The organism is Microbulbifer maximicatervae (SeqCode), assembly GCF_056231245.1.
The window spans coordinates 581,932-606,100 of sequence record NZ_CP174334.1 but is presented as its reverse complement, the minus strand read 5'-3'; the positions used below and the strand labels follow the sequence as shown (position 1 = coordinate 606,100).

Annotated in this window: 20 protein-coding genes; 15 read left to right on the top strand and 5 right to left on the bottom strand. The window is 44.8% G+C overall.

Annotated elements, in window-relative coordinates:
* The first annotated feature begins 6 nt into the window (after nt 1-6).
* Nucleotides 7-825: a hypothetical protein gene (locus ACJJIS_RS02630; protein WP_475709412.1), complete on the top strand. Its 819-nt coding sequence runs from the start codon at nt 7-9 to the stop codon at nt 823-825.
* Nucleotides 826-992: 167 nt separating this feature from the next.
* On the opposite strand, the gene ACJJIS_RS02625 is transcribed toward ACJJIS_RS02630, so the two are convergent.
* On the bottom strand, nt 993-1,928 hold the full coding sequence (locus tag ACJJIS_RS02625) for a LysR family transcriptional regulator (RefSeq protein ID WP_475709411.1): 936 nt from the start codon (nt 1,926-1,928) through the stop codon (nt 993-995).
* 146 nt (nt 1,929-2,074) lie between these two features.
* On the opposite strand from ACJJIS_RS02625, the gene ACJJIS_RS02620 reads away from it, so the two are divergent.
* The gene (locus ACJJIS_RS02620; protein WP_475709410.1) at nt 2,075-3,199 is read left to right on the top strand and encodes an alkene reductase; all 1,125 of its coding nucleotides are present in this window, start codon (nt 2,075-2,077) and stop codon (nt 3,197-3,199) included.
* A gap of 373 nt (nt 3,200-3,572) precedes the next feature.
* On the opposite strand, the gene ACJJIS_RS02615 is transcribed toward ACJJIS_RS02620, so the two are convergent.
* Nucleotides 3,573-4,565, bottom strand: a complete 993-nt coding sequence (locus ACJJIS_RS02615; protein WP_475709409.1) for a hypothetical protein — start codon at nt 4,563-4,565, stop codon at nt 3,573-3,575.
* Between the two features lie 396 nt (nt 4,566-4,961).
* Between ACJJIS_RS02615 and ACJJIS_RS02610 the strand changes: the two genes are divergently transcribed.
* The 6 genes from ACJJIS_RS02610 to ACJJIS_RS02585 all read left to right on the top strand — a co-directional run bounded on the left by ACJJIS_RS02610 (nt 4,962) and on the right by ACJJIS_RS02585 (nt 13,060).
* Nucleotides 4,962-5,321 carry a hypothetical protein gene (locus ACJJIS_RS02610; RefSeq protein WP_444915539.1) on the top strand — a complete coding sequence of 120 codons (360 nt, stop codon included), beginning with the start codon at nt 4,962-4,964 and terminating at the stop codon, nt 5,319-5,321.
* A 116-nt stretch (nt 5,322-5,437) separates the two neighbouring features.
* Nucleotides 5,438-5,818, top strand: coding sequence for a DUF5329 family protein (locus tag ACJJIS_RS02605; RefSeq protein ID WP_475709408.1), 381 nt, complete (start codon nt 5,438-5,440; stop codon nt 5,816-5,818).
* A gap of 26 nt (nt 5,819-5,844) precedes the next feature.
* Complete coding sequence (locus ACJJIS_RS02600; RefSeq protein WP_444915537.1) at nt 5,845-6,405, top strand: DUF4166 domain-containing protein; 561 nt, start codon at nt 5,845-5,847, stop codon at nt 6,403-6,405.
* 107 nt (nt 6,406-6,512) lie between these two features.
* On the top strand, nt 6,513-9,530 hold the full coding sequence (locus tag ACJJIS_RS02595; protein ID WP_475709407.1) for a DUF2339 domain-containing protein: 3,018 nt from the start codon (nt 6,513-6,515) through the stop codon (nt 9,528-9,530).
* A 1,346-nt stretch (nt 9,531-10,876) separates the two neighbouring features.
* Complete coding sequence (locus ACJJIS_RS02590; RefSeq protein ID WP_475709406.1) at nt 10,877-11,761, top strand: hypothetical protein; 885 nt, start codon at nt 10,877-10,879, stop codon at nt 11,759-11,761.
* Nucleotides 11,762-11,797: 36 nt separating this feature from the next.
* The gene (locus tag ACJJIS_RS02585) at nt 11,798-13,060 is read left to right on the top strand and encodes a hypothetical protein (RefSeq protein WP_475707777.1); all 1,263 of its coding nucleotides are present in this window, start codon (nt 11,798-11,800) and stop codon (nt 13,058-13,060) included.
* A gap of 390 nt (nt 13,061-13,450) precedes the next feature.
* Here ACJJIS_RS02585 and ACJJIS_RS02580 read toward each other — a convergent pair whose 3' ends face one another.
* Nucleotides 13,451-14,317, bottom strand: coding sequence for an alpha/beta hydrolase (locus tag ACJJIS_RS02580; protein ID WP_475709405.1), 867 nt, complete (start codon nt 14,315-14,317; stop codon nt 13,451-13,453).
* A gap of 396 nt (nt 14,318-14,713) precedes the next feature.
* On the opposite strand from ACJJIS_RS02580, the gene ACJJIS_RS02575 reads away from it, so the two are divergent.
* From ACJJIS_RS02575 to ACJJIS_RS02555, 5 genes are all read left to right on the top strand, one after another.
* Nucleotides 14,714-15,451, top strand: coding sequence for an OmpW/AlkL family protein (locus tag ACJJIS_RS02575; protein ID WP_475709404.1), 738 nt, complete (start codon nt 14,714-14,716; stop codon nt 15,449-15,451).
* A gap of 172 nt (nt 15,452-15,623) precedes the next feature.
* Nucleotides 15,624-16,058: a DoxX family protein gene (locus tag ACJJIS_RS02570; RefSeq protein ID WP_444896104.1), complete on the top strand. Its 435-nt coding sequence runs from the start codon at nt 15,624-15,626 to the stop codon at nt 16,056-16,058.
* 39 nt (nt 16,059-16,097) lie between these two features.
* Nucleotides 16,098-17,069, top strand: a complete 972-nt coding sequence (locus ACJJIS_RS02565; RefSeq protein ID WP_444896103.1) for a glutathione S-transferase family protein — start codon at nt 16,098-16,100, stop codon at nt 17,067-17,069.
* Nucleotides 17,070-17,170: 101 nt separating this feature from the next.
* Nucleotides 17,171-18,073: a LysR family transcriptional regulator gene (locus ACJJIS_RS02560; RefSeq protein WP_475709403.1), complete on the top strand. Its 903-nt coding sequence runs from the start codon at nt 17,171-17,173 to the stop codon at nt 18,071-18,073.
* Between the two features lie 109 nt (nt 18,074-18,182).
* Nucleotides 18,183-18,878: a pirin family protein gene (locus ACJJIS_RS02555; RefSeq protein WP_475709402.1), complete on the top strand. Its 696-nt coding sequence runs from the start codon at nt 18,183-18,185 to the stop codon at nt 18,876-18,878.
* 55 nt (nt 18,879-18,933) lie between these two features.
* Here ACJJIS_RS02555 and ACJJIS_RS02550 read toward each other — a convergent pair whose 3' ends face one another.
* A complete protein-coding gene (locus ACJJIS_RS02550; RefSeq protein ID WP_444896100.1) occupies nt 18,934-19,758 on the bottom strand; it encodes a right-handed parallel beta-helix repeat-containing protein in 825 nt (274 codons plus the stop codon).
* A 572-nt stretch (nt 19,759-20,330) separates the two neighbouring features.
* The gene (locus ACJJIS_RS02545) at nt 20,331-21,119 is read right to left on the bottom strand and encodes a NosD domain-containing protein (RefSeq protein ID WP_475709401.1); all 789 of its coding nucleotides are present in this window, start codon (nt 21,117-21,119) and stop codon (nt 20,331-20,333) included.
* Between the two features lie 348 nt (nt 21,120-21,467).
* Here ACJJIS_RS02545 and mbhE point away from each other — a divergent pair, with 348 nt between their 5' ends.
* Together mbhE and ACJJIS_RS02535 are read left to right on the top strand one after the other, a co-directional pair.
* Nucleotides 21,468-23,753 carry a hydrogen gas-evolving membrane-bound hydrogenase subunit E gene (gene mbhE / locus ACJJIS_RS02540; protein WP_475709400.1) on the top strand — a complete coding sequence of 762 codons (2,286 nt, stop codon included), beginning with the start codon at nt 21,468-21,470 and terminating at the stop codon, nt 23,751-23,753.
* The gene (locus ACJJIS_RS02535; RefSeq protein WP_475709399.1) at nt 23,750-24,169 is read left to right on the top strand and encodes a Na+/H+ antiporter subunit B; all 420 of its coding nucleotides are present in this window, start codon (nt 23,750-23,752) and stop codon (nt 24,167-24,169) included. Before mbhE ends, ACJJIS_RS02535 begins: the two co-directional genes overlap by 4 nt.

The window sequence follows — 24,169 nt, the reverse complement described above, 5'->3', positions numbered from 1 at the left end:
TTAGATTTGAAACTACTTTTCAACTTATTAGCTTTCACAGCTCTAATTTTTACCACCGCAGCTAACGCTGACATTTCAGAAAATAGCCTGGCGCCTCAAAAAGAGGCAAATTTTGCCCAGAATTATCTGGACCGGTTTATGCAGAGAGATTTTGACTATGTAATGAGCCTTATAGATACTGAAGTTGCTGGTACTATTTCCCCAGAAAAACTTGAGGAGATGCACGGTTATCTTCCCTCTGGCAAGCTACTCTCCACTGAACTTATCGGTTCACAGGTGAAGGTTATCAATGATAATTGGGAGGGGAGCTTCACCTTCGAATATCACTTTGAAGATGGTTGGGCTCTGGCCAGTGCATACATGATACGCACCGAAGGAAAAATTTCTATTGCCGGATTCAGTGTTTACAACACACCTGACTCACAAAAAGAACTAAATCGTTTCTCGTTATCGAATAAACCGCTTGGTCATTATTTAGTACTAACGATGGCTATCATTTTCCCAGTTTTTATCCTTGTAACCCTGGTTACCTGCATTAGAACACCGGTTCAGAAGCGAAAATGGTTATGGATACTATTCATTCTATTTAGTGTCGGAGCTATCAAGCTTAACTGGACTACTGGGGCTTACCATATAAAGCTCTTCAGCTTTCAGCTTTTTGGTGGCGGAGCGGTATCTGCAAGTGAGCATGCTCCACTAACTCTTACCGCAGGATTCCCATTAGGTGCAATAATTTTTTGGTTCAAACGCCGCAGCTTGATTGGCCAAAAAAAGAAGACCCAAAAGAGTCAGACAGAGCTTAAGGAATCAGATAATTCTGTTTGAGAGTAGCTAGTCCTACGCATAGCTGTAGAAGACCTGCTGGAGCCAACTGAGAGTCAGGGCTTTGTCTACTATCACAGTGAGCAGCTCTCCACCCCGTAGGGCTGCTCACTGGGCCGAGAAATCGACACCTTTTTCTGGAGTCGAAGATTCCAGAATATCACCACTTATTAAAAGGTTTCACTCTTAAATAATCTCATCAGCTGTTCAACCATCCACATATGAAGCTGGCTATGGTTAGATCGGCTATGCCATGCTGCAATAACTTCAAATTTTGGTGTTTGCGTGTCCAACTTAAGGGGGACAACTTTTTTGTTGGGCAGTAATCTTGAAGGGTAGAATGCAATGGTGTCTGTCGCGGCAATAATATCTGGGGCGGCGGAAAAGCTGGGTATCGACATAACAATATTGCGTTTTAGCCCCTGCATCGCAAACCACTCATCGTGTGATCCTTTGAGGTTTGCCCGTGACGGTGAAATAATCAATTGCGGAATCTCGGCCACGTCTGCCAACGTTAATGACCTACCCTTCAGCGGAGACTTTTTTCCCGCTATACAGACATGCTGCTCCTCAAATAACAGTTTGTATGGCAGATCATCCGGAATAAAATCAGGAAAGGTGAGCGCTAAGTCGATCTCACCGGCCACCATTAATTGATTGAGATTATCTGTTTCAAAGTCCCTGACGATAACTTTAAGTTCCGGAGCAGATTTACGGACAACCTCTAATAGCTGGGGTAGTACCGATTGAATCGCGTAATCCGTGGCACTAATACTAAAAATCCCTTTATAAGTTGCCGGATCAAACGCTATTGGAGTTAGCAGTGACTCTACATCCTTCAAAATAATACTGATCCTGCCTCCCAGCTGCTCAGCAACAGGGGTGGGCACCATACCGTTGCCTTGCCGGATAAACAGCCGGTCATCAAACACTTCTCTCAGCTTACGCAACTGTTCGCTTATCGCTTGCTGGGTTAACCCCACCTTTTCAGCTACCCGGGATAGGTTTCTCTCTTGAAGCAGTGCTTCCAGTATACGTAGCTGTTTTAGGTCCAAGCGGCTTATACCATTCATATTTGTAACCAAGACAAAGAGTAGTTGTTTCAAATTGTATCCTTGCACCTCTAGTATTCCCACCATCACAAGGCACAGCCAAAACTGGCTGGGGCTATTCAGTTGCCCTTATCACCGCTGCTTTTTACCTGTGTCTTTTCAAACACTCACTGCAGTCAGTTTTTAACAGGAAGGTCATTATGAAAAACGAGTCACTATTCAGTGAGATCAACCTGGGCCCTTACACCCTGAAAAACCGTATTGTTCTGCCACCCCTGACCCGATCACGCAGTAGCCAGCCTGGAAATATTGCCAATGACTTGATGGCTAACTATTACTCACAGCGTGCTGGTGCTGGGTTTATGGTTACAGAGGGCACGCAAATCGAACCCAGGGGCCAGGGCTACGCTTGGACACCTGGAATCTATTCCAAGGAACAGATCGAAGGCTGGAAAAAAGTGACCAAAGCCGTGCACGATCAAGGCGGTATCATCTTTGCCCAGCTCTGGCATGTTGGGCGTGTATCCCACACTTCACTACAGCCTGGCAATGCAGCACCCATCGCGCCATCTGCTATCCGCGCAGACGCTGTTAAGGTCTTTATCGAGACAGGCCCAGGACAAGGCGCCCTGGCTGAACCCAGTGAGCCTCGTGCGCTGACAACAGAGGAAGTTAAAGAACTGGTTCAACTTTATGCCCAGGCCGCGCGCAACGCCATGGAAGCCGGCTTCGACGGTGTTGAGCTACACTGTGCAAACGGATACCTTGTGAACCAGTTTATTTCAGAACATACCAATCATCGCGATGATGAGTATGGTGGTAGTTTAAAAAATCGTCTGCGTTTCCTTAAAGAAATTGTTGCAGCGGTATCAGAAGAAGTCGGCAGCGAACGGCTCGGTGTTCGGTTTGCACCGCTTTTCGAAAGTACCGATGAGGACAGAGTCTACCTTGGGTTGGTAGAGAGTGATCCCCACAAGACTTATATCGAGGCTATCAAGCTGCTAAACGAAGCTGGTATTGCCTATCTGTCACTGGCCGAGGCGGATTGGGATAACGCACCGGATTTGCCTGAGAATTTCTATCGAGAAGTACGTGAAATCTTTGGCGGACGCATCATGTATGCAGGAAAGTATTCCCCCGAAAAAGCTTTGCGAGTACTTGACGCAGGTAATGGAGATATCTTTGGCTTTGGCCGACCTTTTATTGCCAACCCGGATCTTCCCACGCGTATTCGCAATGAATGGCCACTCAATCAGGTTGATCCAAGCACTATGTATGGCGGTACCGAAGTAGGATATACGGACTACCCTCTCTACCAGCCGTGATCTGGTGTAGGTTGGGCTCGTTCATTATGAATTGCTAGCTGTAAGTAGTATTTCTAAAGCCCTATGGGCGCTAGTCACAAGGCTAATGCACTTATTGATTAGGAATAGGTAACCTCAGAGAGCTCTATTCTCTGGGGTTCTTTTTCCTGGCTACTTATAAGGGGTAATATTTTTAAGCTTTAAAGCTATACCTTTATCTTATGCAAACACTCATCACCCTAAAAAAATAGATTTATATCATCAGGACGATGAGTAGACCGAACTACCCTTAGGTAAAAGGTAAAACCCGAGAATTTAATAAGCCTCAAGTTTACAAGTATCTTGAGGCACCGTGAAACCATCAATATTACTACTTATTTATATTAGTATAAGATCAAGCAGCCTTCTTTGATAAAGCTACCGCAATATTACTTATCGCAACCTCCATAGAAACTTTTCCATCCAAGTAAGGCTTCCAATACTTATCAAGAAGTACTTTGTAGTCCCAGTGCCCGCTATACAGGCCACGTATTTCGGCATAAGGTACATACTCAGAGTCATCCTCGAATATCACTTTCTTAACTATTTCTCCAACGGTATAGAACTGTATCGGATGCCAAATTCCTTTATGATTGTCCAGCCCCAACCGACTAAATTCTTTATTAATGACTCGCTGCAACTTACTATTTCGACCTACTCCATTAGCATGAGAAATTTCATGGAAAAACATCTCAAACGCATACCAGTCAGTATATTCTGAATAGGTACTATTAATAATCGTTTGAAAGCTTCTCCCAGAAGTGGTAGCGCCCTGGCGCATTCCAGGTTTGTAAACAATATTTACCGTATGCTCATCAAGAACCAGCTTTTCATCAAATAGCTTTTCCAAGCTACTAGAAACCCTATCTCCATAAACATCAAGTTTACTTTTCAAATTCTGGTACCAATTAAGATTTCTCGCTTCATGAACCGGCCACAACTTGGCTTTATAAATAGTTGTGAGGTTATTTATATATGTATATAGAATATTTTCCACAGAACCTTGCTTAACGGCGTGATGTGATAACAAGAGCGCAGTTAAATCTGAAATCTCAGAATTAGACCTGATGATATGTATGTTTTTGCCAGCGCCATATTTCCTATACTCGCCAATTACAAGGTCAAAAATCTCTTGCTCCTCAACAGAAAGAGTTCCCCCCTCTTTTAAATCATTATGTAAATCTTTATCTCTCGCTAATTCATATAAATAGAGGTGTAAATTTAGTAACAGCTCATTTTTAAATTTAACCGAATGCCAATTTTTCACTCCATTGACAACTGGCATCTCAGCAAGAACAGAACAAGACAGAGCGGAAATTACTAAAGCTAAGAATAAAAGTCGAAACATAACAATGGTGCCATTTATTTTTAGTATATTTATATTTCAGAGATCATCAGATACTAATAAAAACACATAGTTCAAAATATTAGCCCATATATCAACACGATATAATTTAACCTGTATTATTATTCAAAATCCAGCGTATGGAAAAAGTAGCTGATATCCTGCAGTTAACACTTTTGAAAACTATCAACCTCAATCAGAGAGGTATTTTCAGCGGCAATAATTCAATTGATAGACTGTTTTTCAACCAAAAAGACCATTAAACAGGCAGGCAACCACTTACTCTTATTGTTATAAAGGCCACTTGTAGGACTCGTTGTTATTCCTCATGTAAAATACCTTAACCAAGTACACTGTACTGTTTTAAAGAAAACTACAATTTCCAGAGCCCAAAAAGAAATGAAGAATCTCTTGAGCATTATTACACTAGCCCTTGCTACCACTTCTTGTATGAAACTCGAGGTTCAGCCCGGCAACGTTATCGGGGACACTGTAGATGCGGGTAAAGAGGCGTTCCAAAGCATCAAGAGAAGCCGTAATGGTGAAGAAGAGAGAGACTTTTCTCACAAAATCAGCTACGATCCGACTGCCTCTAATGCAATCAACATCACCAACTGCAAGAAGGAAATGATGGAGGTGATTTCTGCCTCTGAACTTACCGTCTCACAAATTTTGACTGAATCTTCTGAAATTACTGGAGAGGAAGCTAGCAAGAGCGTACAGTGCGCTGCAAAAGTGGTAGTCACTAAGAACGCTTAAAGCACCAGACTGCTGACTTTGATATATAGTTCTGGTATAGAGCCCCTCTTGACCCTATGCCAGTTCTTGGCCCGCAGATAAACTCCCCTGATACTCCATAGCCAAGGAGTGGAAAAGTGGTTAAAAGTCTCTCAACTTTACTTACTATTATCTCGCTAAGTATATCCTCCATCCTGGCTCAGGCAGATACCCCTATCAACGAAATAAACCACTTAATGGAGTTTGTCTCTGCTTCAGAGTGTACCTTTATCCGCAACGATAGTGAGCACACCAGCCAGGAAGCAGTGGAGCATATGGAGAAGAAATATAAGTATTTCTCCAACAAAATTGATAGCGCGGAGGATTTTATTAGGCTAAGTGCAACCAAAAGCACCTTTAGTGGCAAGCTCTACCATATTCAGTGTGCCGATAAGCCTAAAGAAGAATCCCAGAGGTGGCTTCTGAACGAATTAGCACGCTACCGTGAAACGACACAACTAAGACCCAATACTAATTGAGAAATTTGCAATGCAATCAAAATAGTATGGTAAATGCCGTCACCAACTGGTTTGGCCCCGACTTCAACAAGCTAAACCCGCTACTACAACGCCTACATACAAAAGGGGCAAAGCTCTCCGGGGAAGTTAAAGTTCAGTTCGGCTCTGGATTAGCTGGAATTATAGGCAAACGAATTGCTGGAAAGCTGGGTGTCCCACAAAATACAAGGGAATCTCCTTTTTCAGTAAATATTCAGCACACACAGCATAAATTAATCTGGTCTCGTACTTTCTCAAATAGCCATTCGATGACCTCAGAATTTGTACCTATAGGGACAAGAGAAAAAGCTGGTTATTGGATTGAAAAAACAGGGATAATTAATATCCGACTTGGCGTTTCCATAGAGGAAGGAAACTGGTTTTGGGCCCCACAGTCAGTTTCTATTCTTCATATCCCAATTCCCTCAGTCTTAAGGCCCAGGATCGTCGCAGGCAAATCAATCATTAACAATCAATATCACTTTGAGGTATCGATTTCGTTACCCATTATAGGGTTCTCATTTGGCTATTCGGGCATATTGCGTGAACAACTCCCTGAAACTAGATAGCTGTGCGATTAACCTCTGGCAAAAGGTCTTTCAAAAACCTTGATTACATATACTTGTAGCCGAGCGTAACGAGAGATAATCTCACTAAAAACAATAGTGAAAGATATATGGAAAGTGAACTGCAATCACTTCGCGCGGAACTAGCCCTGCTGGAGCGAGACAATCGCCGTCGCATTGAGATATTCGAACAGCGGTTATCGGCTCTAGAAGCGCAGATACAGCAAGATACTAGGGATCAGTTAGCAAGTCAGCTCCCGGCAGTGGATGAGCCTGAAGATGAGCTATCCCAATTAATGGGTACTCATCCCTCCAGATCCCCGTCGACAAAGCAACCTAATCCCTCTCTTCCTGAAACCCCAACCCAGCCAGCAAGTACTATTACCAATGCTCCTAACAGAACCGAGAAGCCTGGTAGACAGGCTAAATGGCTATCTGAGGAGCTACCGAGCCTATTGGAACCTGCTCTCGAACCCATGAGCCGAGTATGGGGCTCCCTAATGAGTTTCTACCGGCACTACCAAAGCCAAGGGAAGGCTCCTGTCTTCTTTATGACCGCTGCCGGCATCCTGGCGCTGGTGTTTGGCTTTGCTTACCTGTTGCAGTTTTCTTTCAATGCCTATTTGGGGCCTGTAGGTAAAGTGACTTTAGGCTTCCTGGTAGCAGCGGCGACTACTACTGGTGGAGTAATGTTCAGGCGGCGCATGCCCAACATGGCGGATTACGGCTCAGGACTGATCGCTCTCGGGGTCATACTGCTTTACTTATGTGGTTACTTTACTGGGCCTTACTATCAGCTGGTTCCGATTCCTATCGCTGTGGGGCTGCTTGTAGTAACTACCGGAGTTGCTTATTTACTCGCCCTACTATTCGAGACCCGGGTTGTTTCCATGGTGACTCTGCTGGGTGGAGCCACGATGCCCTTGGTGGCCAATCATTTTGATCCATCCGCAGTTATTTATCTCAGCTACTTGTTGGTGCTCGCGCTCGCAATGCTGCGTTTGTCCAAGTTGATTCAATGGCCTCAGCTGGCAGTGGTCACCATGGTGCTCAGCGCAGGGATGTTCGAGTTTTCAGTCGCAAACTTGGGCGAGTCTAGCTCAAACTGGGGTCTGTTACTGATACTGCATGGTTTCTTCTACGGGTTTGCCCATTACATACTGGGTGGGCTTAGTGGCAAGGAAATCGATAGGAGGCGCCTCGGTTTGCTGGTAGCAAACCTGGTGCTATTTATTCATATTAGCTGGTCTCTAGCACCCACTGCTAATGCACTAGGTGTGGTTTGGTTACTCAATCTAATACCCTGGGCCGCGCTCGCCATCTACTCACGCCACCTGTTCGGATACAGTGTTAATAGTTCCTCGGCCCGTAGTATCCTCGCAATGGCTTTACTCCATGGGGGCTTGTTAACAGGCCTGGCAATTCTGGCACTTTGCAGCCCTGACTTTTTGGGCATTGTGTGGTGCCTGGAAGGCCTCCTGCTGATTTACCTTGGAATACATTTTGGTTTTGTCAGCGTGCGAAGTGAGGGCTATATCGCTCTAGCCCTCGCCGGCGCAACCTTATTCTTGCAAGCTCTCGTATGGGTGGCTGAGAGCTTGGTTCCTGCTCCACTACTATTATCCTTAGAGGTGAGTGCAGGCTGGACTAACTGGCTAACCCTCACTGCTGGGGCCTTTGCTCTCACCCAGTTATTACGCCGTAATGTCGGTAAAATCACTCCCGCAGAACAACGTTTCACTTATATCGCAGAGAATGCCTTCGGACTGCTTTTATCTGCGAGCTTCCTGCTATCGGTGGGTATTATCTGGCCGCAAGGGATGTGGTTGCTGGCACCACTGCCAATGACTTTCCTGATCTGGCGTAGCCAGCGCATGAATTCAGCATTTAGCGAGTGGCTCGGTCTCTGGCATTACCTTCTGTTGTTTGTCCCACTGTTAGCCAGTGCATCGGTTGTAGGCAACCTTCATTTCTACGATCAAATCCCCTACGGAAAAATCGCCAGTATTGAAGCTTTCCTGGGACTTTGGTTGCTTGCGGAGCTTTATCACCAGCTGAAAATACAATCACCAGGGCAGAAGCTGGCATTGGCACTGCGTAAACTCTTTTACGCTTTACTACCCATTATTGCCTTACCCACCATACTGTATAAAGCCAGTGACTACTTCACTGTTGCTATATGGTTCTCGTGTGGTATTGCCTTATTCCTCTACACATGGCTGCGGATGGAACATCTAAAACAAGAAGTTCGCATTTTGATTTCTGCTGCAAGCCTTATCACTATCGGCGGTTGTCTCCTACAAGAGTTTGTCGGCTGGCAGGGCAAGGCGATGGAGGGGTTATTACTGGGAGTCGCCAGCTTCATAGGGCTCATATGGCTTGGCCAGGGCTTAAAGCGATACCCCGCAGGTAGGGAGTGGCAGCATGCTATTCACTGGGCGCTGAAGCCTGTATTCCCGATGGCCTTCTACTATTTTGCGGCAGTACTGATAGCTGTCAGTTACACTTTAACTCATGACTTTGTCCTGTCATTACTACTCACCCAGCTCTATTTTGGAAGCCTCTTTTTCAGCCAACCCAAGCTGGGACCAGTACGCAACCAGCTTACGCCCTTCTACATACTGACACTGGGTATTTTTGAATTAATAACACTGATTCAAGTCGGAGCTGTCATTGTGAAATCGCACAATGCAGAGTGGATTGGAGCCTATAACCTGGTCTCTCTTGGCATCGCTGTCCTGCTGGCTTACCACAAAACCCTGCCTACGAGAGCCGTTTGGTCTGGTCATCGAATGGCAAATATGTGGCTGGTGCATGTTACCGCGATTATTGTTTACGTAGCTCTATTAGCACAGCTATTTGATGCCATGTGGCTACCGGCAGTTTCTTTCGCTCTCGTTGTCCATGCAACCCTACTATTATTCCAGACATTAAAGCCCGAAACTCAGAAGTTACTTAAGTTGTCACTAATTATCTACGGCATAGCTGCACTGAAGATTGTGCTCTGGGATATGCAGGACTTCTCACTAATACAGAAGATAGTCGTTTGTATGTTAGTGGGATTATGTATGCTGGGGGCGGCATATCAATATCAGAGGTTTTTATCTAGACACAAGTTGCTCGAATAGCAGCTAGTTCATCAAAGCCACATCGGGAGTTTGGTATCGACAGACTCCCGATTATTTGTCTGTCCATTTATAAGCGGGGGCCATTTACACAAAGACATTCGTAGAGGCCCAGTGGCTAACCGGTTAGCACTAGGAATTTCCAAAATAGATGAATGTCCCCGTAATGTGAAAAGCATTTCTCAGATACTCCCTAATAATAGTCTTGTTACAGAAGAAGATTAGTTTCAAAGTGGCAAGGTTCTGATCTTTTTAGGCCAAACTCCTGCTCAGCGGCTCCAACAGCCGCAAATGTTTCTTCCCGGCCCAGCCCAACTCCCCCAGGGCTAACCTGGGCTATCTGGTCGTCGACAAAATTGAAGGCGGCGTCCCCCTAAAAGAACTGCGCCTGTTCCACACAGTCGACGCTCTTGGCTTAATTCTCCTGGATACAAAAAACTCGACGGAAATCCAAGCCCCGATCCCCACCCGCGAACGCGCAGCCATCGATTGGGATATCTCCAACCGCCTGACGGAAAAGAACGAAGACTTCCTCACCTATATCAAAAGTATCCGCCGCTTCTACCGAACCGGTGGCCTTCGCCCCTCGGATTGGCAAGCCACTGGCAGTGAGTAATCCGTCGTTAAGGCCATTATTACTGGATTTTAAAAAATTAATGTATCAATCTATCAATAAGCTGATGAGATCAATGCAGTAGAAATTTGTAAAACTATAATAAGCCAATTTTTCACCTCAAAGCCAGAGAGAGAAAACCTAGAAAATATTACTTAAACATTAGCTATATAACTATATTTTATGTATCTACCAACGGTATAACAAAGATGACATCCCAACTTATATATTATGAACGCCAACATCAACTTCGAAACCAGTTTCTTGTAATTCTTATTCAGTGTTTATTTTTTATCATGCAGGATGTCTACTGGCTAGCAAACCTTTCATATCAAAGTTGAAAAAAACATCTTGTCAAAATTAACTCAAAAATTAGGTATGCTAATTTATGTTGTTTTTCTATCAATTATAGATACCTATTTTATTAGTGACCAAAAGGGTCTAATATTTGGCTTGTTAACTCTTCTAACACATTTGTTACACTATAGAAACAATCAGTCAATAATGATTTTAAACAAGTATAAATGGCTCCCATCTACTTAACTCCATAGAAAAGATTCCCCAACAATAATACTTGGCTGATAACATACCCGCTTACTGCACGAGCGTACCTCAAATAAGACGCCCCTCACAATAAAAACGTGAAATAGTTTGCATTTCATTATGTGGCCAGCACTATAATGCGGCATCCAAAATCCTGTAAGCGCTAGCGTTGTGGATAGGAACCACCAAGTCTATGTTTGAACGCCTCTTTGCCTCCAGAAAAAAGCCATTTGTACCAAATCGGGACAAACTTGAAACACTGACTGCCAACTTGTCCGGTAGCCGCTTTAGCATCTCAATACCGCCCAACAGCGTGCCCGATATTGACGAGGAATATTATGGTCCCCGTCTTGATATCTATAACCGGGAGGCCTATGACGATCTAAGTCGTGGAAAATGGTACCAAGAGGGGAGAATGCCTGGGCAGTCCATTTTAAAACGTCATTGGGGCTTTTATGGCCCCCCCTGGATTTCCATGGAATATGGATTCCTTTCACTGATAGTTAGGGTCTTCCGTGTAGATGATTTACCGGAGAGTATGAGCTGCTTTAATCCAAGTCATTTAGAGCAAATCATTTTAAGAGATTTGTATTTTCGCTACGGCCCTCCCAAACTGGATATGAATCCTAGAGCAGCCCCAGTGAAATGGCAGAAAAAGGATATTAACGGTACAGACTGGCTGTACTGTGAGGCGCACCCAAAATGTAGCGAACAGGAATTACGGAAAAATCCATTTAGTGAAGCCGTTTATCACTCTCAGCTCTATGCCCCGTTGGATGACCAATACTATATTAATGTTTATTTTAATGCTATGGGCTACGCACCTGCCATTTATAGTATTACCGCCATGGATAAATTAATGTCTGAAACTTACTCAACTCTTCAATTAGAGTTGAGCCCAGCCATGCAACAGCGAAAAGAGAAAGTTATCCAACGATTTCCAAATTCAGACTTTAGCGAAACCCGTACCCCAGAACCCTGGATTTACCATAAAGTGCGTGAAGGTAATTGCGGAATTGGGGAAGACTTACTTGAAGTGGTTGAAAAGGGCTCGCCGCCGCCTAGCTTTACACCTTAATAGATTTTTTACCTGTATTTATTATAAGGAAATAATATGCCAGCATTTAGAGCCGGTTGGACCAAGATTATTGAAATGGCCCCAATGGGTACAAAACAGGGCCGCGATGTCTATGTTAACAATACTCACTACCCTATGTATGAAAAAGTGAAGCAAGAGGCACAGACTAATTACTACTCTGCCACTTTACTGCGCGCACTCATAAGCCTGAATGCCGATACTGGCAGCAGTCAGAGTGCCAATGGCGCCGGGACTATTCGCTATCTGGTACGCAATGGTATGGCCATTGAGTACTATATCGACAATGGCGATGTGTTGATCCATAAACTCCATTTCGACAACTCACTGCAAACAGATTCCGGAAGTCAAGGAACAGGAGTTTACAAAGTTCAATATGATGGAAGCACTTGGGGAACAGGTGACTCTCCCGGCAAGCAAATGAATCTGAAGCATAAATGGAATGGTGCTCATTATGCAGCAGTAAGCGGTAAGTTTCGCTCAAAGGACTCTGCTGGAAAACTGTTAGTTAGGCATATTGAGAAATCCTATGGAGGGACTGAAATACTGCCCAGAGACATTCCCCAGATGGACAACTTCTACTCACTTTATTGGATTAACAATAAAGAACATAGTGCACTTCCATCTGTAGATGGCCTGACCTCCTTGATTCAGCAGGCAGCAAGCGCCAAAGAATCCGTCAACTGGTTGGTACACGGTGAGGGTGCCAAGACTTTCCAACGCGCGCTGGAAATTTTGCAGAACACCCCTTCTTTGAGCCGTTTTGAAGCAAAAGATGAGGAAATAGTTCGCAATTTGCGCAATAAAATGTCCGGACAAAAAGTTTTCTTCTCTAATCCAGTAGGAGCAAGTCCCGACAAGTTGGAAAAGCTCTGCAATGTCGTTGGCCTCACCTATGTAGATAGCAATACTAACCCCCGCAATCTTAAAACCGCCGCAGGAAGAGAAAACTCCTGGGGTGAGATTAAAAGAATCGGCGCGGCAGCGTTCACTACCGGCGGAACAGCAGTTGCCTTAAAAGAGACAGGTGTCATTAGTATTCAAAAACAAGGTAGCATGTTATCGAACGTGTTTGAAGCTGCCATGAGCAACCCTACTGCAGCCGGAGTTGGGACTGCCATATTCGCTACTGGTGTCGCTTTTGTGGTTGGTAAAACTCAGGCAACTAAGTGGGCAAGCCAAGTCCGAGCGGTACAAGCAACCGCTAGCAGTACTTTTGGACGAGGTAACGAATATTGGTATGAAAGCGATGAAGATCTTATAGAGCAGCTATCCGCTTGAGTAAGATAAGAATATTAGATTTATAAAATCAAAAGGGGGGTTATAAATTAATGACTACAGGATACTCCAAAATAATTTTATAACCACTGACCTTCTCAACAGTTTTTAATTAATGTGCGACTTAGTAGAAACACCTAGTGCTTTTACAAAGTCGCAATTAAGCATTATGTACCCATCTAAAAATTAGCAGGCCACCCCTAAAGGTCACCTCCAAATTTAATCACAAAATATACATTTAAAGCTAGAAACCCTTATATATTTACAGACATCTAAAAATCGAAAGCCTCCCCGAATTAATTTACTAATGTATCCCCTAAAATCACAAAGATTAAAAAGTTAACATTTAATATATTTACCAGACAAATAAAGATTGAGAGCTTATTACAGCAATCAAGCAATTTTATTTATATCAATGCCGTCTATTTTTTCATTACTAGCATTTGATAACAGAAACTCCACCACAAATTCTATCACTTCAGTATCCCAAACCATTTTCCGATGACCAACATCGTTGATTTTAATCATCTCCGCTGCGGACCAGGTTTTATGAATCCTCTCTCCATGAAAAATTGGCACTTCATCGTCTTCGGTATCGTAAATCATCAGAAGCGGGGTCTCTTCCGGTGTATACATTTTGCACTGCAACAACTCCTGCCAAGAGTACCCTATTTGATTGGCTATCTTGTCTTGGCATAGCTCTGCTGTTCCAGGGCTCACATTCAGCATATTTTTCATAATTTCTATAATGGGCAGGGGAGCACTCGGTGAGCCAAGTATTGCGTAGCACTGGGCTTTAAGCCCAAACTCTCGAGCACGCATTGTCATCATTCCGCCCATCGAGTGACCGACGATGGCAAATATTTCCGAAAACTGTCTGGCTAGAGAGCAGATATCTTTCGCCATAATATCGAAATTACAAACCTTGCCCTCAGAGTGGCCATGAGCGGTAGCATCGATGGCTACCGCTTGGAAACCCTGATCGGCAATTGCCATTGCTAGGGTTGCCATTTTTGCAGCTTTGGCCTCCCAGCCGTGGCATAGAATCACCACAGGGCCCTCACCCCAGGACCAGGCGGTGTTTTCTGTACCTAAAGCACCCCGGTAGGTAATCTTCTTGGCTTGGGCCAGCTGCGATCTCTCACGCTCGGAGTCAGCATAGCGTCTGGGTCGTGAAGACAGATACATTGCAATATTTGCCGATAACTTTGGGGATAGTCGCCCTGTGAGCTGCATTGCTCCCTGTATTATCTTAAGCATGTTATTAAATCTCTAGCCTGGTGTCTTATATGATCATTGATAGTGAGTTTTACTGCACATCAAGCAAAATACACTGATCAGGAATCGCTAAATACATATCAACGTAAAAACACAAAATAATACAGGGCAATTTCACTCAATAAATTAACCGATTCTACAATTATCCTCGCAATAGGAAACCAAACCCTTTTCTGGGCAATCTTTCTCAGAAAATAGGAATTTATTCCCAGCAGAAGCTTACAAAGTTATACCAATAAATTACTGCGCCTCAGCTCTTGCTATCTATAAACCCAGACCTCGAAGACATCTACACTAATAATCTAGCGATAGATTACAGTATTCCTGTAGCTATCAACCCTCCTACATATTTTCAGTCGTACTTCTGGAAAGTTGGGCATGAAAGGAATCAATCTGACAATAGTTTTTTGCATGGCACTATTGCTCACCGGCCATTCCGTGGCGGACTATAAAAAGGGAGATTTTATCGTTCGCGTTGGCGCTGCTGCGGTCGATCCAAACGACGACTCTGGCAGACTCCGCCTAAATGGCACCCCCTTGGACTACACCCGGGTCTACGTGGATACAGGATACTCCGCTAGCATCACTGGTACCTGGTTATTTGCAGACCATTGGGGACTGGAATTACTGGCAGCTGTACCTTTCCGGCACGATCTTGATGTTCGCGGTTTACCGGACCCGGATACCGGTGATCCACTGGGGCGGGTATCCTTGGGTGACATCAAGCACCTTCCACCAACCCTCAGCTTACAGTGGTATCCGGTATGCACCGAGTCCTGGGTACAGCCTTATATTGGTGTGGGAATTAACTACACCCATTTCTTCGATGAAGATATCAGCCGCACGGCACAAAACTACTTCGATACAGCCCTGGGTGCAGACTCAAGAGCATCCCTGAACCTGAGCAATTCCTGGGGCCTGGCAGGGGAAGTGGGCATAGATATTGCCTTTGGACGAGAGAGCAACTGGCTGTTTAATGCGGCCATCTGGTACTTGAGCATCGATACCAAGGCCAAAATTCGCTTCCGCACAGAAGATAACGACTACGACCGCATCAATGTCGATGTGGATATCGACCCTTGGGTTTACTCGGTGGGCATCGGTTACCATTTCTGAACTAAGGCCCTATTGCACCTAATGATAAGATAGGCTCAACAATCATTCTATTTTTTAGAATGGTTTGGTCGAATTTAACCAATTTTCATTCTATCGATCCTCTGTAAACTGCCTCTTACTCACAGCAGCGACTACTGAGTAGCGCAAAATTCACAGTTTTAGGAGCGATACCATGAGCACATCCACTTTATCCACAAGCGCCAATATCGACGGCAGCTCCCTGTTTTCCGCAAGTGCTGACTTGGCTGGCCGTATCAGCTTGGCGGCGATCTTCCTGTTGGCGGGAATGAACAAGATCCAAAATTATGAGGGCAGTGCTCAGTACCTAGCCTATGGCGGTCTGCCAGAATTTCTGCTGCCGCTTGTTATTCTATTTGAAATAGGTGGTGCGCTCGCACTAGTCGCCGGCTTCCAGGTTCGCCTGACCGCCTTGGCGTTTGCTGGCTTTAGCTTAGTTACTGCTGCCTTGTTCCATAACAATCTGGGCGATCAGATGCAGTTTTTGATGTTCTTCAAAAACCTGGCGATTGCCGGCGGCTTTTTGGTAGTGGCAGCCCATGGCGCCGGGCGTTTCAGCTTGGATCACCGCAAAAGCACCAAGCAATAAATTCCTCTGGACCAGAAAATACCGATTGTGGAGTAAAAAATGGGACTGTTAGTCAATGGCCAGTGGCACGACCAGTGGTACGACACCGAGAATTCCGGTGGGAGCTTTAAGCGCGAAGCGGCGCAACTGCGCAATTGGGTGACTGCTGATGGCAGTGCAGGTCCCAGTGGTGACAGCGGCTTTAAGGCGGAGTCTGGCCGCTATCACCTATATGTTTCACTGGCCTGCCCTTGGGCCCATCGCACCCTTATTTTCCGCAAGCTGAAGAAACTGGAAGAGCATATCGATGTTTCGGTAGTAAGCCCCGATATGCTCGATCAGGGATGGAGCTTTAACGTCGACGAAGGTAGCAGCGGGGACACTCTGTTTAGCTATCAGTTTATGCACCAAGTATACACTCGTAACAAGTCTGACTACTCGGGCCGGGTGACGGTACCAGTACTCTGGGATAAACAAAAAAACTGTATCGTTAGCAATGAGTCCTCTGAAATTATCCGCATGTTCAACAGCGCGTTTAATACCATTACCGGCGATACACAGGACTTTTTCCCCGAAGAGAAGCAGCAGGATATAGATACCATTAATCAACTGGTCTATGAGAATATAAACAACGGAGTTTATCGCTGCGGCTTTGCCACAACCCAGGAAGCCTACGAGAATGCTTACTATAATTTATTCTCTGCTTTAGACCAGGTTGAGAAAATTTTAGGGGAACAGCGCTATCTGGTCGGAACAGAAATTACCGAGGCAGATTGGCGACTGTTCACTACCCTTATTCGCTTTGATGCTGTCTATCATGGACACTTCAAGTGCAACCGCCAGAGACTGGAGGACTTTCCTAATCTGCGTAACTATGTACGCGAGCTATACCAGTGGCCGAAAGTTGCTGAAACAGTAAATTTCCACCATATTAAACGTCATTACTACTTTAGCCATACATCGATCAACCCAACCCAGGTTGTACCTGTAGGGCCGGAAATCGATTACAACAGCTCTCACAACCGCAGCTAAAAACCCTTGCCTATCCAGCCTGGGCCAGTCAGGATATTCAGGGCTGCCCCAGGCTCCTTAAACCTTGGAACAGCCCTTCGCAGCCTTCAAAGAGTACCCAGATGCAAAAAACCACTCTGGAACAGTGGCGAATGTTTAAAGCTGTCGCAGATGCCGGCGGCTTTAATCAGGCCTCTTCCCACGTTCACAAAAGCCAGTCCAGTATTCACAATGCAGTTAGCAATCTGGAAGCTGCTCTCGGCGTGAAATTGTTTGAAGTCTCGGGTAGAAAAGTAGTAATTACTGAAGCCGGTAATTTAATGCTACGCCGGGGCCAATACCTGCTGGATGAAGTCTCACGTATTGAGGATATTGCCGGCTCCCTTAACCGGGGAGTGGAATCCGAGCTGCGCATTGCCGTAGATGGCGCCTTTCCCCAAAGTGTCGTTTTTCAGGCTCTGGAGAGAGTTTCCGCAATTTATCCACAAGTGAATATTGATATCGTTGATACCGTACTATCCGGCACTAATGAGTTGATCCAGGAGGGGCTGGTAGATCTGGGACTTTCCGCCTTCCGCATGAAGAATGCCCTCAACGATGAGATTTGTCGCATCGAATTTGTGGCTGTAGCCCATAAGAACCATCCACTGCATCAGCTGGGATACGAGCTGAGCTATGAAGACTTGAAGTCCTATCGCCAGATTATTGTGCGGGACTCCGCACTACAGACCAATAGGGATTCCGGCTGGCTGGGGGCAGAGCAACGCTGGAAAGTGGGCAGTTTACGGGCATCCGTGGATTTAATTGTACAGGGGCTGGGGTTCGCCTGGCTGCCACTGCCAATGGTCTCAAAGCTACTCGAGAATGGCACTCTAAATCGACTCCCCTTGAAAAATGGCGGAGTGCGCTCCAGCAGTTTTTACCTGAACTTTAAAGACCAGGATAAATTAGGCCCCGTGGCGAGGGAGTTTATTGGCGAGCTTCGATTACTCACTTTAGATATGCCCACTTCTGAGGAAGGCTGAGTATTCTATTGATACGAATGGTAAGATTCTTTTTACCCAATATTCCCTTATACCGCAAAAGACTATCATAGCCCTAACATTCTATTTACTGCACTAATAGGAGCTGGCTATGTATTACTTCAGACCGTCACATGAACGCGGTCAAGCCCGATTTGGCTGGCTGGACAGCAAGCACACCTTTTCATTTGGGCACTATTACGACCCAAAACACATGGGTTTTTCTGCACTGCGCGTTATCAACGATGATACAGTAAAAGCAGGGGCCGGATTTGACACCCATGGACATCGGGATATGGAAATTATTTCCTATATTCTTGAAGGTGCTATCGAACATCGGGATAGTGAAGGCAATCACTTTGTCGTTCCCGCTGGCGAAGTTCAGATAATGAGCGCCGGAACCGGAATTACCCATTCCGAGTTCAATCACTCGAAAACAAAAAAATTGAAGTTTCTTCAAATCTGGATTCAGCCAAATCAGAGGGGTATTCAACCTGTCTATGAGCAAAGGACAATAAACCAAACGAGCATGCTGACTCCATTGGTAACACCCAGTGGTCGAGATAATTCGTTAAAAATCCATCAGGATACCAGCCTATATCGTCTTCAAATAGAGCCTGGAGAGATTCTACAATTGGATACATTGCAGCGCCCTGGCTACCTACATATCATAGATGGAGACATCATTATTAAAAATAATCGCCAGTTAAGTGCCGGGGATGGTCTAGGCATATTTAAAGAAATAATAAGGCTAAAAGCAACAACAGATGGAGCAACGGCATTATGGTTTGATTTGCCTATAGTCTAATATTCATAACCTCACTAGGCTACTGGCCCACAGAGTAGCCCCCTGACAACACTAACTAATCAATACAAGAATTATTTGCTGTACCAAAATCATTATTTATCCACTGAAATCGCCCACAAGGAATAGTATTTTGATCACTCAAATCATCTCCAGAATTATCTCGCGCAGTACTATTAAAAATCAATCCACCTGACATAGAACTGGCTTCAGCTAGTATTCCATCAACACCATTATCATTGGCCGTAACACTATCTAAGGTAATATTATTAGCGGTTGTAATTACGAAACCCGATCCGGAGTTTGATAGAGCGCTACTTTGTTTAATATAATTATTATTTCCAGAAATCTCCACACCTGACTGTGTATTCTTTTCAAATGCAGAAAGTATAATCTGATTATTCGCGCCAGCCAGCCTAACCCCAACACCACCATTACCAATAGTAGAGGAACCAGAAATAACATTGTAAATAAAATTAGTATCAGAAATAACGGAAATACCAGAAAAATTATTAAGAACTACTGTTATAAATTCCAAATAGTGCCCCCCCACTCCCTCTACAGAAATGCCAACATCACAAGATTCAACACTTCCCGCGCCGAGAGAACTATCTGAAAGTGTCCTTCCTGACCCTAGTATTTGCACCCCTATCCCAGCCCCATTGCAGCTAATAGTATAACCATTTAAATCCAAGGATCCTGCATCAGTGATAGTAACAGCGGGACTTGTAGCACATGCAACAATAGATGCATCCAGAGTCTCTGGAGTAGTAACCGTGTCACCGCAGCTTACCGCGAAGGCGGCACCCGCCAGTGAAAAAGCTGAAACACCAGATATCGTTAAAAGCGTAAATCTTGTGAGGTTAGCACATTCAGTTTTCATATCATTTCATCCAATCATAATTAATTACTACAAAGCCTGGAATTTTCGAGGCTATTGATAGTGTGACAGAGAGCTAGGATTTATCTATGGGATCTCCTTCCCAATTAAACGTGAATTAAATGTCTCGTAAAGTGAATGAAAAATATGCCCCGCACAAGATGGTCATTCCTAGTGGTAGTATTCAGAATTCTGAATACTACCACTAGGAGACCCGCCAATATTTGAAGAGTTGGTCTATTATGATGTGCCATTTCCAAGTCTCGGAATCGATTACTTTAAAAATGGCCAACTCATTATCCAATACCTAGATCCCCCCTAACTGCAACCTTTAACACCTACCCTTAAAAAGGCGGAGTTCGGACCTACAGCTTTTACCCGAACTTTAAAGATCTCGATAAACAGGAGTCTTTGAAATATAGATTTTGGCGAGTTAAGCTTGCCAACAAGTTATATAGATACTGCTGTCCCAATGTGACATAGAAATTAGCTTATTTTTATGTCTTGCAATAACACCTAAACTTGCGTCAACCAAACCAAATACATCTGCAAAGAATATCAACCCCATAACCCTCCTATTGGATGCACGAATCATTAGAGCTGCCAAAGGTATTTGAAATCCATACATTATTCACACAGGCAGGATTATTTTGGTCCCTAAGGTCCGTATTACCACTATCATTCACCTCATTCCCTGTAATAACATTACCATGCTGATCATCTGCCTCCAATAGAATTCCATTTGTTCCATTTTCATCCAATGAATTCCCAACAATTAGATTATTATCTGCATCTGAAATCACAATTCCGTTATCATCATTTAGTTGATATTCACTTGAACTTATTACATTGCTACTTCCAGAAACTTCCATACCGGAAGAATTATTAGCGCTTATTTCTGCATTTATTACTTGGTTAAAGTCACCCAAAACCCGGACACCCACACCGGAATTAAAACTTGAAAATAAATCCAAAACAACATTATTGTTACTTGTAATTGCAACACCAGAATTAGAATTACTCATGACACTTACATTTTGAATAAAATGCGCTCCAACCCCTTCAACGGAGACACCTGTTGCACAATTCTCTATAAACCCTCCCCCCTCTGAGTTACTCAGAATCCTTCCAGCACCTTGCAGATTTACGCCCACCCCAGAACCATTACAGCTAATTGAGTAACCATTTAAATCCAATGTTCCAGCATCAGTAATAGTGACCGCAGGGCTTACGGCGCATGACTCTATCGCCCCTTCCAAAATTTCCGGTACAGTTACAACATCCCCACAGCTCACAGCAGAAACACCACTGGACAGAAAAACAGCAGAAGCTCCCACTGCAGCTAAGCATGCCAATTTCAACATATCTATTCTCCTATGTTATATTCCACACTTCTTCATTGTGCATAAATACTTGCGACTCAATAACAGGAACAGTGTGAGGGGAATGGGGTATTTATCTATAGGATATTTTTCTTAATTATTAATCCAAGTAATTGGATAAAATTATAAGAATACAAATCCGCTGCCGCCTTTAGCATTAATCATCATACTCTTTCGAGATCCCGGTTTGACCTCTCAGATTATTCACCTGATACGGACAATCAAGAGTAATTTGATCCTAAGCACTCTAGCTCAGGAATAACACCTAAACTATTACCCTGGCAGTGAATCACTACTGTATATAGGCATCGAGTCACCAGGGATAAAATAATGGAATCAGAAGGCGACATGGAAAGTCGCAATGGCGATAAAAAAACGCCGGGAAGATGGATCTCCCTACTTTCTTCGATCCCTCCGGCCATTATTGCCTTGTCATTGCTTTTTCATCTGCCCGATATTTCCGCTGGTAGAGAGTTTTCTTTTGGCATTAGCTGGGTTCCAGAACTTGGCGTATCCCTACGCTTCTATATTGATGGCCTCAGCTTTTTATTTGCCTTATTAATCAGCGGTATCGGCTTTTTCATCACCATTTACGCCGCTGAGTATTTACGCGGCAATCCACTATTGCGGCGCTTCTTTCTCTATCTCTATCTCTTTATGGTCGGAATGCTGGGGTTGGTATTGGCATCCGATCTCATTACTTTATTTGTGTTTTGGGAAGTGACGACGGTCGCAAGTTACCTCCTGATTGGCTTTAACCACTCCAGTGCTGTTGCACGACGCTCAGCTTTACAGGCTTTACTAGTGACCGCCTTAGGGGGGCTTTGCTTACTAACTGCTTTCCTGTTAATGGGAGAGATTGTCGATAGCTATGATCTTGAAGAATTGTTAATTAAAGGGGAACAGATTAAATCCAGTTCACTGTATCTTCCTATCTTGATACTGGTACTTATCGGAGCATTCTCAAAGTCGGCACAGCTGCCCTTCCATTTTTGGTTGCCCAATGCCATGGCGGCGCCAACACCGGTGAGCGCATATCTACATTCCGCCACTATGGTCAAAGCCGGTATTTACCTTCTTGCGCGCCTACATCCGGTACTGGCTCACACTGAATACTGGGAGTGGATTTTAACCTGCACCGGTATTGCCACTGCCGCAGTAGCGGCATTGGCCGCCCTGCGTCAAACAGACCTGAAACTGGCCCTCGCTTATACCACCGTGATCGCTCTGGGCACTATCACCATGTTTCTGGGTTCTGATGCTTCAGCTGCCGTCGCCGCTGCAATTACTTTCTTGCTGGTTCACTCTTTTTATAAAGCCGCACTGTTTATGGTGGTGGGCATTATCGATCGGCAGACAGGTACTCGAGATTTAACCAAGCTTCATGGCCTGGCGAAGTTATTGCCCTTTGCTTTTATAGCTGCACTGGCTTCAGCCCTATCCATGGCCGGATTCCCGCCGTTCCTTGGATTTATTGGTAAAGAACTTAAATATGAAGGTGCACTGGCGGTAGCTTCAGAGCCCGCACTGGTGGGCACAGCAGCAATTTTTGCCAATGCGGTAACGGTGACAGTAGCCGGCATGGTGGCCATCAAACCTTTCTTTGGCCCTCCCCCAAAAGATTCCAGCCGTATTCGCCGGGCAGCTCCCGGTTTGTGGATAAGCCCAATAGTTTTAAGCGCCTTCGGCCTCACATTTGGCTTAGCCCCGGACTTAGTAGGAGGCGGACTGGTGGAACCGGCACTAACGGCGATACTCGGACTTCCAGAAACCATCGACCTAAAACTCTGGCACGGTATTAACATTCCGCTCCTGATGAGCATTCTTACTTTTGTGCTCGGGGTGCTCATGTATGTCAATCTAAAACGTATGCGCGCCTGGCTAAACTGGGATTTTACCCATGCGCCAACTAGCGCCGATTTACTATGGGATAAATCCTTAGAACTATTAAAAGCTTTTGCCGCACTGCAAACACGCATATTGCAAAATGGAATTATGCGTCGTTATCTCACAGTCATTTTTGTTACGCTCTCGATGGCCCTTTTTTATGCCTTTGTTCATACAGGCCACTTCTCACTGGAATACACCGCACCACGACTCAATTTAAAAGAGTGGGCAGCCATACTGCTGACGGTAGGAGGTACGTTTACTGCGGGTTTTGCGCGTAAACCTCTCACCGCCATTTGCGCTCTCGGCGCTCTCGGTGTGGGTATCGCTCTAATTTATCTCTTCTTTGGTGCACCGGATGTGGCCATTACACAGATTCTGGTGGAAACACTCTACCTGGTATTAATTGCTGCGATTCTTCCACGTCTGCCCGTATTTACTCCCGGCAAGAAGGAAGGCTTTCGTCCCAGGGATGCACTGCTCGGTGCCACAGTTGGCCTTTTATTTACCATTAGTATTCTGGTGGTTCTGCAAACCCCATTCGAGAGCCCTGTGAGTGAATTCTACAAGGAAGCCGCAGTACCCGAGGCTCATGGGCGCAATATCGTTAATGTCATTCTGGTGGACTTCCGGGCCCTGGATACTTTCGGGGAGATTATTGTGGTGTTTACCGCAGCTGTCGCTGCGGTGACTTTACTCGGTCATCATTTAAGACGGGGCAAGCAGTGAATTCTATTATCCTACAGACAGCGACCCGTGTGTTGGTAGCCCTGATCTTGGTCTTCTCCATTTATATGCTGTTGCGTGGACACAATTATCCCGGAGGCGGATTTATTGCTGGATTAATTGCCGCTTCTGCTTTTGCCTTATTTGCCATGGCTTGGGGTATGGAGGCGGCACAAAGTGCTCTGCGCATACCTCCAGGGACCCTCGCCGCCTGGGGAGTTGTCATCGCCGGATTATCTGGATTGATGGCTCTATTTTGGGGAGACGGTCCCTTTTCCGGACAGTGGTTTGCCATAGTAGGCAGCAAGGAAGATGGCGGAATCATTATCAGCAATCTTTTGTTTTTTGATATTGGGGTTTACCTGACAGTACTTGGAGCCGTTCTCACACTCATTTTTTCTTTGGAAGAGGCCAGTTGA